This is a genomic window from Tenacibaculum aquaeponti, assembly GCF_052084715.1.
Classification (GTDB): domain Bacteria; phylum Bacteroidota; class Bacteroidia; order Flavobacteriales; family Flavobacteriaceae; genus Polaribacter.
In genome coordinates, this window is sequence record NZ_CP197288.1 from 3,513,906 (window position 1) to 3,528,467 (window position 14,562).

Below are 14,562 nucleotides of genomic sequence, written 5' to 3' on the forward strand. Positions count from 1 at the left end.
ATTACTTTAAAGCTTCGGTTAATACATTAATAATTTTGTCTTGTATGCTACCTATTTTTTTTTCCGTAGTCCTAAATTTTTCTAAAATAAGTTCTGGGCTTTCTAAAGTGTCAACTTCTTGGTAGGGGTTTTTAATATCTAGGTTGTAATTACGTTTTTTAATCTCTTCAATAGAAACTTTCCAAGCATATTTGTTTTCCTCACGTTTGTTCCACCACGCTTTTTCTACATCAAATTCTTTAATGTTAATCGGTTTACTTTTATTGTAGCTTTTAGCACCTTTAGGGTATTGATGTTCGTAATACCAAATTTCTTTAGTAGGTGTTCCTTTTTCAAAAAACAACAAATTGGTTTTAATACTGGTGTAAGGGTTAAATACACCATTAGGTAAACGTATAATAGTATGTAGGTTACATTTGGTCAACAGTTCTTCTTTTAGACGTGTTTTCATTCCTTCGCCAAACAAAGTACCATCGGGTAATACAATAGCGCAACGTCCGTTATTTTTTAGAAGCTTTATGATTAAGGCTAAAAATAAATCGGCAGTTTCTTTGGTTCTAAATTTTTTAGGAAAGTTGGTTTCGGTACCATCTTCTTCAACACCTCCAAAAGGCGGATTAGAGAGTATAATATCTAGCTTGTCTTTTGCTCCCCAATCGGCATAAGGCTTACTTAGTAAATTATCTCTACGCACTGCTGGTAAGTCAAAACCGTGTAACATTAAATTGGTAGTACACAATAAGTGTGGTAAAGGTTTTTTCTCAACACCTCGTATAGATTTTTGTAAAACGTCTCTTTCTTTAGAATCGTTTACTTGTTTTCTTACATAGTCAATTGTACAAGTTAAAAAACCACCAGTACCACAGGCTGGGTCTAATACGCTTTCTCCCAATAAAGGGTTAATCATATCTACCATAAACTGGGTTACTGCTCTTGGTGTGTAATACTCACCTGATGAACCTGCAGACTGTAGTTCTTTTAATATGCCTTCATAAATATCATTAAAAAGATGGCTCTCTTTAGAGTCATTAAAATCTATTCCATTAATAACATTTATTACTTGACGGAAGAGTGTCCCGTTTTTCATATAATTATAAGTGTCGTCAAAAACAGAGCGTATAATTTTAGCTTGCGGACTTATGGAGATATCTAAATCTTTTAAGGTAGGAAATAAATCTGTTTCTATAAATTCCATTAAAGCATCCCCTGTTAAGCCTTCATCATCTGCCGCCCAGTTTTGCCATTTTAAGTTTTCAGGAATTGGAGATTCGTAATTGTCAATGGTAATTTCCCATTCTTCTTCTTTATCGGCAAATATTTTCATAAAAAGCATCCACACCATTTGAGAGATACGTTGTGCATCTCCATCTACTCCTGTGTCTTTGCGCATTATATCGCGAATGCTCTTTATGTTTGTTGTAATGTTACTCATTAAGCTATGTTGTATATTTCGTTTTCTAATTCTTTAATGGCTTGGTAAAAATCTTTCTTTTTACCAAAAGCGCGTACCAATTCTACAGCTGAACCCATTTGACTTAAAGGTTGCACATTTAGTATGGATCCTTGTTCTATAGACACAATACCTTCTTGTTCATATTTATCAAGTAATGATAATAATACTCTTTGAGCCGTATCTCCATATTTTGTGAAATAATTGCGCTTACGAACATTATTAGCACGCTCTTTTCTGGTTAAGGCGGGTTTATCATATGCTACGTGGCAAATTAAATCAAAAGCATCCATATCTTTTCCTATTTCTTCTTTAAGTGCCTCTATAAGAATTCCCTGTTCAGCGAGTTCAGTAATTAGTTCTTCTTTGCGTTCAGTAGTTTGCCATTTTTGTATAAAGTCATCAATAGAACTAAACTCTTTTTTAATATTAGTTTTGGTATAATCTTTTAATGATTCAGTAATTAACTTTCCGTTTTTACCATAATACTGTACACGTTCATTAGCTACCGATACAGGTATTTTATTAACATAGAATTTTCTTATTTTTTCCTCATCGTCATTTATGTCGATGTTAGGAATAGGAGATGAAAACTCGGTATTTTCTTCAATTAAATTTTCAATAATTTCTGATGACTCTTCATTTTCTGGTGGCAAAACTGTTTCACTTTCTAAAGGTTCGTAAATTTGTACTGGATCGCCATCAAAATCAGGGTCTGCAAACAAGTTGGTTGCTTTTCTAAAATCCATTAATGTAAAAAATACTTTTCCTTCAGCTTCTCTAATTCTTGTTCCACGTCCAACAATTTGTTTAAACTCAGTCATTGAAGCTATATTTGATTCTAGCACAATAAATTTTACCATTTTGGTGTCAATACCCGTGGTTAACATTTTAGAAGTGGTAGCAATTACAGGGAAACGTTCTTCAACATCTGTAAAATTATCTAATTCTTGCTTACCTACTTCATCATCACCTGTAATCTTAACACAGTAGTTCCAATGCTTTGCAACTAAATCAGCATTTTCATTAATTAATGCTTGTCGCATTCGATTAGCGTGGTCTATATCTGTACAAAACACTATAGTTTTAGCAAAGCGATCAGTAGCTTTTAAATATTCTGTTATTTTTTTAGCAACTACTTGTGTACGTTCATCAATAACAAGTGTTTTATCATAATCTTTAAGATTATAAATTCGGTCTTCTATTTCGTTACCATATTTATCCAGTAAACCAGCAGTTGGTCTCCAGCCTTCGTCTACATTCATTGCAATTCTAACTACTTTATATGGAGCTAAAAAACCATCATCAATACCTTGCTTCAAAGAATAGGTATACACAGGTTCGCCAAAATATTCCATATTTGAAACATCCTTGGTTTCTTTTGGTGTAGCAGTTAAACCAATATGTGTAGCAGAATCAAAGTAAGTTAATACATCTCTCCAGGCAGAAGCTTCTGATGCACTTCCTCTATGACACTCATCAATGACTATTAAATCAAAGAAATCTTTACTAAATTCTTTGTATGCATTTTTAGTTTCATCATTGCTAGTTAAACCTTGGTATAATGCAAAGTATATTTGATACGATTTATCAATCTTTCTATTTTTAATAATGTGCATAACATCATTACCAAAAGGTGAAAAATCTCCATTTTTAGTTTGCGTTAACAATGCGTTTCTATCTGCTAGAAACAAGATGCGTTTTTTTATTCCGTTTTTCCAAAGTCGCCATATAATATTAAACGCAGTATAGGTTTTTCCTGTACCAGTAGCCATTACTAATATAATTCGGCTTTGTCCTTTTGCTATGGCTTCAACTGTTCTGTTTACAGCATTTTGTTGATAGTATCTTGGTGTCATACCACTATCATCAGTATAGTAGTCTTGAGTTACTACATGTTGTACTTCTGGTGTATCTAATCCTTTAAACTTTGAATACTTTAACCATAGTTCTTCAGGAGAAGGAAATTGATGAAGTCCAATTTCTTGTTCTACCTGTGCAGATAACCCTGTTTTGTCATGAAAGACAAAACCATCACCATTAGATGTAAATATAAATGGTATTTGTAGTATTTCTGAATACTCCAAAGCTTGTTGCATACCATCACCAATTTTATGCTTATTGTCTTTAGCCTCAATAATTGCAATAGGAATATTTGGTTTGTAGTATAAAATGTAGTCAGCTCTTTTTTGTTTTCCACGAGCATATAGTTTTCCTTGAACAATAATTCGCCCATCTGTAAATGAGACTTCCTCTCGTATTTGTGTGCGCATATTCCAGCCTGCTTGTACAATTGCAGGATTAATAAACTTTGAGCAAATGTCTCTTTCTGATAAGCTTTTTTTATTCATAGGTTTTAAAAATAATAAAAGCAATTGATTTAAGCCATATTGAGCTTAAATAAAATTCTCCTATAAATCTCTATAAAACTGATTAGAAACATATAAAAACACAAACAATAATTAGCTTTTTTTATTCTATTTACGTTTTTACGTTACTCAAAAAAAGCTATACTATTCTATTTAATATAACGTAATGTAAAAAACAATTACTACAATTATGGATTTACCTCGTTTTTTTTTAAAAAAAAAGAAATTTTATTACATAAAAAATGCCTTAAATGGTAGGCGAAAAGCTCCTATTGCTTCCTCTCCAAATAAAGCATATTACAAACATATAGTTTTATTATTAAATATAATTAAGTCAAACTGGTATATTAAAGCATTTCTTACTAATTGCGCTTTCTACGCAAAAGCGCAATTAAAAGAAAAAAAAAACAGTAGAACAAAAATCTCTTACAAATAAGCTATCTAGTACACATTTATTCTTTATTACTAATTACACTTAAAATAACGCAAAAAGCGCAACGTATAAACGCAAAATTGTAATATTGATAAAAACTAAAAAATACTAGTTTCTGTCACTCTGTTGAACTATTACTTTAAAAGCAAGTAAAACAAACGGATAAAGAATCAACAAAAAATCAACAGTTAGTCAACATACGCATTTTGTGTTTTGTGTTGACTAACTGTTGAACTCTTGTCACCCACTGAGCATTGCTTTTTCACTCATAAATGGGATGTTTTATCAACAGTCAACGAATTTTCTAAAAAATCACTTTTTTTAAACTCATAGTATCTCCCTTTTTTGGTTTCAAAATCAACAATTGTTTTTTGTGAAGTGTTTAGCGTAAAAAAATATTTCTTATAACTACCATTATATGGTTCTAGTTTATAATCATCTTTTAAACATTTAGAAATTCTTGAACGATTAGTTCTTACTCCTTTATTTAGTTTTTCAAACAAATCTGTTGCGGTATAACGCAAAACATCAGCTTCAAACGCAACAAAATCGTCAATTATAATTTCTTTAATTTCTTGACTTAAATAGGTCTTGTTTCCTTTTACAACTTTGTCTAAAGCAGGCGTATAAATTTGTTGTTTCGTAAACCACATTCTAGTTTTTCTTTCCGATACTATTTTTCGATTATTTAAATAATGTAAAAAATGAGGAATTTCTTTGGTTAACTTTTCTAGCATATCAACATCTTCAATTTGAAAAGAATTCACTTTAATTACCCAGTAGCGAATTTCGTTTTCGTCGATTTGAATGAAATTTTCTTCATTATTAGAACATAAAATAAACTTTCCGAAAAAATTAGTTTCAACTTTGTCCTTTCCTTTAGATTCCAGTTTATAAGTTCCTGCTGTAGATAAGTTCTTAATTCGCTCGCTATCTTCTCGTTTATCTAAAAGAACTTCATCAACAGAAATAATAAGTTTAGATGCCCAATCGCTATTAAATCTACTTCTAAAATCTTCATTTTTATTTATAGTCATATTACCTTGAAATATCAATTTTAACCATTTTAAAAATGAAGTTTTACCTGTGTTTCTAGAATTACTCACTAGGCATAAAATAGGTAATATCTGAGTTGGTAATTGCCATAAAATAGTAAGGTAATCTATGCCTAATTCATATTGATCTTGAAAAATATGTTTCAAAAACCCTTCGGTTATTTGAAATGAACCTTTTGAGAGTTTATGTTCGATTTTTTCATATTGATTATAGAAAGAACTGATTTCTTGTTGATAATTTTGATGATCTGGAATTGTGATAAAACCATCATACTTTTTTATAGTATTTAAATAATCTTTTCCTTTATCTGTAATAAGTTCTCCTTTTGTCCACTTGATTAATGTTTTATTTGTATCACCGCTAAATAATGGTACGTTACAAATCTTAAAATAATCTGTTCCTATTCTAACATACTCCATAAATCTTATAATTTTAACTTAATTAAAGGTCTGTTAGGAATAGATGTTTCTTTCCAATCAAAAACAATATTTATACCGGTAACTGAATTATCCGATTTGAAACAAGAATCTATTTCTTGTTCAATAAGTTGCCATTTAAAACGCGGGTTATATACAGCTAAATCTTTGATTTTATCTATTTCTTGTATATAGAAATCCAAATGCTTGTTTAGTAAAGAATCCGCAAATCTGTTAATCTTTAATTTGTAAATTTCTGATTGTATATTATCAGCAATGAGAATTAAATTATTAGTAAAACTCTGATTTTGTAAGTTTAAATCCTCCATACTAACGTCTATATTTTAAAGATTTAACTTCCTCCAATGTATTATCCAAACTTTCTAGATTGATGACAATTCTTCTACCAATTTTAGAAGCTTCAATAGTACCTCTTTTAATATAGTTTCGAATTGTTAACTCTGAAACATTAAGTCTTTCAGCAGCTTCTTTTACAGTTACATTTTCTTTTTCAGGATTTAATTTTTTGTTAATTAAATTTTCAAGAGAACTCATTCTAGTTGAAACAGCTGTATCAATTATTTTTGTAAGCTCTTCCTGTGTTGTTACGATTATACTTTTCATAATATATTTTTTTAATAAATTAAAAACACATCATATTCAGTAATTAGTAATATCCATGGATTGAATATTTATGTTTTGATATCACAAAGATTATGTGTTTAATGATAAAATAAAAGGTATAATCGATGGTTTAATGGTAGTCTAATACCATTAAACATATATTTAATTCGTTTATTTTTAAGTAATTAAAAATCATCTTGCGCTCAATACCACCTATACTTTGCTGGTAATTATTTTGAGTTTTTATATCGAACTAAAGCTCTTTTAAACTTTTCAATATTCTTAACTGTTTCTATCTTCTTTAAAATTTCATCTATCATGATACTTTTTTCAAAAGAAGGTTTATCGGAAGCATTAACTCCCTTATAGAAGTAATTATATTTAGTATGGTTTGTGTTGGCTTTTTGAACATCTTGTTCCGTCAAACATTCTGAAGTTAAAGATAAAACTCTGAAATACTCAGTACTTAAACTATGTAACCCTGAATCTTTAAATTCATGTAAAAGAACATGAAGTAAAATCATTTTTTCATTTTGTGTTAAATGATAAACAGATACTTTTTTCTTCTGTATGACTTTATTTTTGGGATCTATTTTTTGAGAATCTTTTTTTTGAGGCTCTTTTTTTAAATCATTAAGTTTATACAACTCATTGTTAGCTTTAACCACATTAAAGAAATTACCTATTTTTTGATTATCAAATATTTTTGTCAACTCTTCTTTATTTTTTTCTAAAAAAGAAAAGTAATCATATATGGCTTTCCTGTTTGCGAATACATATATGAATTCCTCGTAATTCACCTTTTCTTTACTCTTTGAAGTAAACTGATCAAATATCTCATATATTTCATCATTAATTAAAGATAAAGTAACCTCTGAAGTATAATGATTTCTACTTCCTCTAATTATTCTATCACAAGTTTCATATATTTCTCTTTCTAAATTATTTGACTTTAATAATTTATCAATCTCTTCTACTAATTGTTTTATAAGAACTTTTTCTACCTTAACAAAAGAGTAATTGGTATTATAGTAACTCTCAAATTGCGTTTTTGCGTTTAAACAAATAGACGCAAATTTTTTATTATATATCTCAACAAATTGTTCTCCGTAATTCATAGCTGTTTTTATATCTCTATATTAAATGTATCATGTACTGCATCTTTAACATCTTCATTTGAAATTTGATAATACTGATTAAGTGTTTTCATATCATTATGACCAGATATTTCGGCGATAAGTTTATCACTTTTTCCGTTTCTTTTCATCATTGTAATGAATGTTCTTCTAGCTGTATGGGAGCTTATTCTTTTATAAAAAGGCATTTCTTCTCGAAGTATTTCTTTGCCTCTTGTAGATGTTTTTACAACATTATGTGTATATCCAGCTTTTTCAAAAACTTCTTTTACATAGTCATTAAATTTTTGATTACCTATTAGAGGTAAGGTATAATTATACTTGTTTAAAATATGTAAAGCGATATTGCTAAGTGGTATCTCTCTGCTTTTTTTACCAGAACCTTTTTCTTCTTTAAGTAATAGTACTTTACCGCTAATGGTATTTTTTGAAACAAACTTTAACTCACCAAAACGCATTCCTGTTACACATGAAAAAATGAATATGTCTTTAACTCGTTCTAATTTTTTAGATGGCATTTCAACTTTTAATAAAAGTTCTAAATCTTCTTTTCTTAGTGCAATTTGATTGGTTATTACTTTTGGTTTCTTTTTAAATTTTATAAAATCAGATTTATAGGTATGACCATTTTTTAAAGCCCAGTAAAGAAATGTTTTAACTAATCCAACATTTCTAGTAAAAGTATTATTGATATGCCCTCTATGAACCATACAAAAATCTGTAAACTCAGTATAAAATTTTTGATTTATGGTATTAAAAGTGATTTTATAGTTTTTTGTTTTTTCAAAATCTTCAAGCAATGACTTAATATTATAATATCTCTTAATAGTAGCCTTAGACCATTCTTGATTTTTTTGCTTGAATAACATAAACTCATCATAAGCTTCATAAAACTTATTTTTTCCTTTAGCTACTCTTTTGAATTCCTTGTCAAATTCTTTTCTTACTTTTTCAACAGTTAATTCTTGATTGGTGTTTTTGAAAGTTTCTGTTACTTGTATAAAAAAGTTAGAATATCGATCAAGTTGTCTTTTTATTGTTCGATGAGAATCGGCTTTTGAAGTTCTTCCTGTAAGGTTATTTGGTTGTCTGTTTTTTATATCCCATTCTTTTGGATGGATAAATTCTCCTGTTGAGTATACAAATCTTTTACCCTCGTTTTTAAAATAGGCTTTCAAATAGATTAGTGTTAATCCATCTTTACTTTTTTCTTTTAGATTGAATGTGTATGTCATAGCTTACAGGTGTCAATTTAGGTGTCAATAAAGGTAGTGTTTAACATCTATTTCAGCATAAAAAGAATTATAAAAATTTTACAGAATCAGTATTTATAGTAGTTGTAGCGCGGATTAAGGTATAGTAAAGCAAAAGAAGGTCTATTCTCGGCGTCTCCACTAATTAAAACCTCAATTAGTTTAAAAATAATTGAGGTTTTTTTATCCATATAGAATAACAGAATAATGTAATTTCGCTGAAATTATTGATGATATTATGGATGTTTTAAATAAAATACAGACTGTAGTTTTTATCTTAGGACTTATTCAAGGACTTATTTTTAGTTTACTTTTAATTTTTTTAGATAAAAAGAAAAATAATCCAACTTTACTTTTAAGCTTGTTTATTTTTTTGTATTCAATAAATTACCTTAAACCAATAACTAATCTTTTAAGTTTAGATGAAAATTTTACCTTTCTAAATAATTTGCCTTTGAGTTTTGATTGGCTACTTTTTGCTTTGTTTTATTTATATATAAGAAACCTCTCATTACTTCCTAAATCAAACAGAATCTATATTTATTTAATTCCCGGAATTTTAATGTTTGTAATAGACTTACTGATATATTTTAATGTATCCGAAGAATTAGAAAAGTTTAGGTTTTCTGAAAGTTTTGGTTTTATTCATCATATTGGAGGGCACATATATACTGTGTTTATTTACTTTTTAACACATGTTTTTTTAAAAAAGCATACAATTGAAATTAATAATCAATATACATCTACAATAGGAAAAGAACTTTATTGGGCAAAATCGTTTATGTTAGTAGGAGTGTTCTTTACACTTATAATTCATTTTACTTCAAAATTTAACAACTATTATTTAGATCTTACTGAAGCAATTATTAATGTTGGATTGCTGTATTGGATATGTATTCATGGAATTAGACAACAAACCGTTAAAAACTTAGTTCAAGAAAGTGATTTTATTACAGAAAAAAGAAGTAAATCTAAAAATGAAGTTGAAATTAATGAAACTGATAAAGTTCTTTTTAATCATATTGAACAAATGATTATTTCAAAAAATATATATAAAAACCCTGATTTAACTATTATAGATATAGCTAATCTTACTAATAAACATCCTAAAAAAATATCTACAGTTATTAATGAAGTTTCTAATAAAAATTTTAAAACTTTCATCAATGGTTTTAGAATTAATGAAGCTAAAGACATTTTGAAAAATGTTAATTCCAATGATTATAGTATTGAAGGAATTAGTTTAGAGGTAGGCTTTAAAAGTAAAAGTGCTTTTTATGATGCTTTTAGAAAAGAAACAGGTACGACCCCTACAAAATTTAAAAATCAACAATAACAAGCCTTACGATTTATACTTAAAAAGAAATAATGAGTTCTGAAATCTGATTTCAGAACTCATTATTTCTTTTTAATACTATTACATTCATCACTATTACAGATTTTTGCAAAAAATTTTAAAACTCAAAATATATTATTTATGAAAGTAAAAGATGTAATTAAGTCAATCGTTTTAGTATTTGTTTCTTTAATTTTTTTTAATTGCTCTTCAGATAGAAATGAACCTGAAATAGTAGATAAAAGAAGTTTTATAACAAACACGACTAACGACTTTTTTATTAATAAAGATGGAAGTGTAAATGTAAATTTAATTGCAACTTATGTTGAGGATACTTCTTTTGGAAATGTTATTGAAAAGGGGTTTGTTTTTGGTAGAACTTCTAATCCAACTGTATCAACTTCAAACACATCAAATGTACATGATGCAAGTGCTAATGCAACAGGGTATATTGAAAATTTAATTAAAGACGAAACATATTTTATTAGAGGTTATTTTAAATATGAAAATGGTACTTTCTTTTATGGTAATGAAGTTCAGGTAAGTACGAATGTTGATGTTAGTAGTACAAGAACCATTACATTAGAAATAGAAGATACACCATTCTTTAGATCTCAAACTGAAATTACCCCAATACTAAACTTATCAAATCTAACTAAAGAGATGCCTAAGGAAATAGGGTATGAGTATAGTATAAACCAAGATTTTTCTAATAGTACTTTTAAAGCAGATTCTGATTATGATGGAATTCATAATAAAGGAATTGTTTTAATTACTGAATTTACAGAAGTTATTTCTGGTTTAACCGCTGGTACTACTTATTATTTTAGGCCTTACGCTAAATATAATGATAATACTGTTACTAATGGAGGTGCAAATACAGTTACTCTAACAACAAGTAATTAAACTTAATAAAAAGTATTGTTCACTGTTTATAAATCTTTTATAAACTAGAGAAGATAAGACTTCCTATAAATAAACCCCGTAAGCATTATGTTTACAGGGTTTGTTGTTTTCTGTTAAAATAGATAGTAAATGATTTTAATGATTAGAATTTTCATCCGCTTTCACATCGCTTTTTAAACTCATTTCCATTTCATGATCATATTTACAACAAGCAGGTAAATTTTCATAAGCAGATTCGCTCCCCATAATTTTATCCGTATCATATCCAGAAGCAGCAATAGCGTTATGAATTGCATCTAAATTAGTTTTGGCTTTATCAAAAGAAACATTTACTTGTTTTCTTAATTTATCCCATTCTACAGATTTTACCCCGTTTATTTTATTAACTGCCTTTTCAATGGTATTTTTACACATACCACAGTTACCACGTACACCAAATGTTGAGTTTGTAGAAGCTAATTCATTACTAGTTGTTTTTTCTGTTTTAGTAGATTCCTTTTTTACTTCGTTTTTGCAACTAACTAAACCAACAGTTGCAATAATTACAATACTTAAAATTACTTTTTTCATCTTTTGAAAAATTATTTATTATTTATTATTTATTATTTGTTTTACTTCTCCACATTTCAACATCATATCACCGAAATATGGATTTAATATTTGTTTTTCTTTACTTAACCAAAATGCGCCTTTATCATTATCTGCCATCGGACAATATTGTTTATAACTAATCTCGTTTATACCAAAAGATTGAACAGTTGAAATAAAATGTTCAGATAATTCTTTAAAATGCTTACGTTGTTCTTTTATGTTTTTAGAGTTTAAGATAGCATTACTACTTAATTTTAGAGTGTTAAAGAACATTATCCATTGTTTATGGGCGTTATTGTTTACTAATAGTTTTGCGTCAATTTCTTTTAATGCTTTTTGAAAGTTTAATGCACTTTTCTTAGATAAGTTAAAATCTGTTTTTACTAAATTATCCTTTAGGTTAATGTATGTGTTGTAAACTTTTTGTAATTGTGAAGTGAATTTTTCATTAACATCAAATTGCTCACTAATCATCTTTTGATGGTTCATCATAGATTTTTTACCTTGTAATTGGGCTGATGCGTCAATAGTAAATACACCGTTTGTTACTATTTCATCTCCTAATTGTAAACCGGTTTTTACTTCGTAATTCTCACCTAATTTTTCACCTAGTACTATTTCTTTCATTTCAAATACAGGATTATTTGTGTCAGATTTTATGTATACGATTGAGCGTTTACCAGTCCATAAAATTGCCGAAGCGGGTATGATTATCTTTTTTTTAAGGTTTTTTAGTTCTTTGTCTATTTTTCCTAATACAAACATTTCAGGTTTAAATAGCTTTTTTTTATTGGTTAAAATAGCTCTAATTGTTACTGTTCTTGTTTGTGGATTTAAAACAGGATCGATAAAAGATATTTTTGAAGTAAAAACTTCGTTAGGATACGAGTTCGTTGTAATAGTTATAGGTTGTCCTACTTTAAAATTACTGATTTGATTTTCATAAACATCAAAGTTTGCCCAAACTGTTTTAAGATTGATTAATTTTAGTAAAGGTTGACCTTGTTTTACATAATCGCCTTGTTCTACTAGCTTTTTTGAAACTGTTCCTGATGTGTTTGCATATATAGGAAAGTTTTCTCTTATTTTTTTAGTTTTTAAAATTTGATTTATTTGATTTTCTGATAACTTCCATAATTTTAGTTTATTACGGACTGCTTTGTGTAATTCAGGTTGTGTTTCTTTTAATGCAAATGTGGTAAGTAATTCTTGTTGAGCTTTAACTAATTCTGGCGAATAAATGGTAGCTAATAACTGTCCTTTTTTAATGTTTTCACCTGTGAAATTAACATGTAATCGTTCTATTCTTCCTGAAAAATAACTTACTAATACAGCATTGACTTCTTCATTTTCAGTAATTTTTCCCGATAATTGTATTGTGTTATCTGAATTTTGTGAGGTATTACCAATAATAGTGGTTTGCACATTTGCTATAGCCATAGCGTTTTTGGTAAGTTTAAATTGATTAGTTGATAAACCATCTGCTCCAGCTTCAGCAGGAATTAAATCCATTCCACATATTGGGCAATCTCCTGCTTCAGGTTGCATAATTTGAGGATGCATTGAACAGGTCCATTTTTGCGATATACTTACTTCGTTATTATGCTTGTGATTAGTTTCAGCTGAGTAACCAAATAATACTTTCCCCAAAATTAATCCAATCATTAAAATTATGATGTAAATGATATATTTTTTCATCTTTATTTATTATTTCTTCTTACTAACTTTCTAATTGTAGTTGAAGATATATACCACAATAAAAAGCCGCTTAAAACTGTAATTAATCCTAAAAGAGAAAATATTCTTAATATCATAGTATTAAAATTATCTCTACTTTCATAATCCATTGTATGGGTCATCCATAAAAAATCAAACCAACGCCAATTACGATGTCTTAGTGTTTGAAATTTTCCATCTATAATAGAAACATAAGCTTTTAATGAGTCGTCTGTTTTGTAAGATAATACATAGGCTGGTAATAATTTTTCCCTGTATTCGTGGTGCTTATCAACTTTATCGATCTCTTCAATAGAGATAATTTCTAAGTCCGATTTTAAATGGTTTTTTGCTATATATAACGCTTCATTTTTTGATATTCGATTTTTTTTAATACCATTAATCGCATTATATAGTTGTTTTTTATTAACCCAATAATATGGAGTATTATTTATATCTCTTAGTTCTATAGTTTTAATTCCTTCAGAAATTGTTAGTTGAGATGGACTTATTAAGTTAGTGAAAGCTTTTGGTTGATAATTTAAGTTTTTAAAATGATCACCATGAATTGCATCTATGTCTGTCCAACTAAAGTATAATCCACTGAGCGTCCATAATAAAAACTGAATTCCTAAAAATAAACCTAAATAACGATGAGCTTTCCTTATTTTTAAAGCTATGTGTCTTTTTATCATTTTACATTAAAATTAAATTTGACAGTTATTTTTTCCCAAGACAATTTAATTTCACCAGACTCATCATTTGTTTTGTTTATTTCATATTTTAAATGTTCTACATTTTCCTCTAAAAATGTTGGCTTTACTTTAAGCCTAATAATATCATCTTTCTCATCGTACTCGTCTTTACCATGTTGGTTCCAATTTGAGTTAAAGATCAAAGTCCATTTATTTTTAGAAGGAATAGTAAAGAAACCATATTTACCTGCTGGTAAGATAGTTTTGTTAATTTCTAAATCTTTATTAGTTTCAAGCCATGTAGCGTTATGTGCTCCAGCTTGCCAAACTTGGTCGTAAGCTAATAATCCTCCAAAGATTATTCTATCTCGTACTCCTGGTGAAGAATAATCTATATGAATATGAGCATTTCCTATTATTTCCATTACTGAAGTATGAGGACTTAAAACTTTTTTCTTTGAAGATACTGATGTTGTTTGTTCTTGGTTATGTTTTTTATGTTCTGTTTTACAACTAAAAGAAAACATAATAATTATTATAAAGAATACTATTTGTTTCATGATTTTTCTGATTTAAAGATG

The 14,562-nt window shown here is 28.2% G+C and carries 13 protein-coding genes; 2 read left to right on the forward strand and 11 right to left on the reverse strand.

Translation table 11 applies throughout. The annotated features are described in order from the left end of the window. Position 1: 1 nt before the first annotated feature. The 7 genes from ACSIGC_RS16090 to ACSIGC_RS16120 all read right to left on the reverse strand — a co-directional run bounded on the left by ACSIGC_RS16090 (position 2) and on the right by ACSIGC_RS16120 (position 8,719). Complete coding sequence (locus ACSIGC_RS16090) at positions 2-1,432, reverse strand: N-6 DNA methylase (RefSeq protein WP_442265798.1); 1,431 nt, start codon at positions 1,430-1,432, stop codon at positions 2-4. Next, positions 1,432-3,801 (reverse strand): EcoAI/FtnUII family type I restriction enzme subunit R, encoded by a 2,370-nt coding sequence (hsdR, locus tag ACSIGC_RS16095; RefSeq protein WP_442265799.1) that lies wholly within the window; start codon positions 3,799-3,801, stop codon positions 1,432-1,434. Before hsdR ends, ACSIGC_RS16090 begins: the two co-directional genes overlap by 1 nt. 717 nt (positions 3,802-4,518) lie before the next feature. Next, positions 4,519-5,727, reverse strand: a complete 1,209-nt coding sequence (locus ACSIGC_RS16100; RefSeq protein WP_442265800.1) for a primase-helicase family protein — start codon at positions 5,725-5,727, stop codon at positions 4,519-4,521. Between the two features lie 5 nt (positions 5,728-5,732). Beyond that, positions 5,733-6,053 (reverse strand): hypothetical protein, encoded by a 321-nt coding sequence (locus ACSIGC_RS16105; RefSeq protein ID WP_442265801.1) that lies wholly within the window; start codon positions 6,051-6,053, stop codon positions 5,733-5,735. A gap of 1 nt (position 6,054) precedes the next feature. Continuing rightward, the gene (locus ACSIGC_RS16110) at positions 6,055-6,348 is read right to left on the reverse strand and encodes a helix-turn-helix domain-containing protein (protein WP_253056035.1); all 294 of its coding nucleotides are present in this window, start codon (positions 6,346-6,348) and stop codon (positions 6,055-6,057) included. 230 nt (positions 6,349-6,578) lie between these two features. Continuing rightward, on the reverse strand, positions 6,579-7,466 hold the full coding sequence (locus ACSIGC_RS16115; protein ID WP_442265802.1) for a hypothetical protein: 888 nt from the start codon (positions 7,464-7,466) through the stop codon (positions 6,579-6,581). A gap of 8 nt (positions 7,467-7,474) precedes the next feature. After that, positions 7,475-8,719 carry a tyrosine-type recombinase/integrase gene (locus tag ACSIGC_RS16120; RefSeq protein ID WP_442265803.1) on the reverse strand — a complete coding sequence of 415 codons (1,245 nt, stop codon included), beginning with the start codon at positions 8,717-8,719 and terminating at the stop codon, positions 7,475-7,477. 580 nt (positions 8,720-9,299) lie between these two features. Between ACSIGC_RS16120 and ACSIGC_RS16125 the strand changes: the two genes are divergently transcribed. Continuing rightward, positions 9,300-10,073 carry a helix-turn-helix domain-containing protein gene (locus ACSIGC_RS16125; RefSeq protein ID WP_442265804.1) on the forward strand — a complete coding sequence of 258 codons (774 nt, stop codon included), beginning with the start codon at positions 9,300-9,302 and terminating at the stop codon, positions 10,071-10,073. Positions 10,074-10,214: 141 nt separating this feature from the next. After that, the gene (locus ACSIGC_RS16130) at positions 10,215-10,979 is read left to right on the forward strand and encodes a hypothetical protein (RefSeq protein WP_442265805.1); all 765 of its coding nucleotides are present in this window, start codon (positions 10,215-10,217) and stop codon (positions 10,977-10,979) included. Positions 10,980-11,114: 135 nt separating this feature from the next. On the opposite strand, the gene ACSIGC_RS16135 is transcribed toward ACSIGC_RS16130, so the two are convergent. Genes ACSIGC_RS16135 through ACSIGC_RS16150 form a run of 4 tightly spaced genes read right to left on the reverse strand, consistent with a single transcriptional unit; the run spans position 11,115 to position 14,541 of the window. Beyond that, positions 11,115-11,549, reverse strand: coding sequence for a heavy-metal-associated domain-containing protein (locus tag ACSIGC_RS16135; protein ID WP_442265806.1), 435 nt, complete (start codon positions 11,547-11,549; stop codon positions 11,115-11,117). 18 nt (positions 11,550-11,567) lie between these two features. Next, positions 11,568-13,268: an efflux RND transporter periplasmic adaptor subunit gene (locus tag ACSIGC_RS16140; protein ID WP_442265807.1), complete on the reverse strand. Its 1,701-nt coding sequence runs from the start codon at positions 13,266-13,268 to the stop codon at positions 11,568-11,570. A 2-nt stretch (positions 13,269-13,270) separates the two neighbouring features. Next, the gene (locus tag ACSIGC_RS16145; RefSeq protein ID WP_442265808.1) at positions 13,271-13,981 is read right to left on the reverse strand and encodes a hypothetical protein; all 711 of its coding nucleotides are present in this window, start codon (positions 13,979-13,981) and stop codon (positions 13,271-13,273) included. Further along, on the reverse strand, positions 13,978-14,541 hold the full coding sequence (locus ACSIGC_RS16150; RefSeq protein ID WP_442265809.1) for a DUF2911 domain-containing protein: 564 nt from the start codon (positions 14,539-14,541) through the stop codon (positions 13,978-13,980). The genes ACSIGC_RS16145 and ACSIGC_RS16150 overlap by 4 nt, the downstream gene beginning before the upstream one ends. Positions 14,542-14,562: the final 21 nt, after the last annotated feature.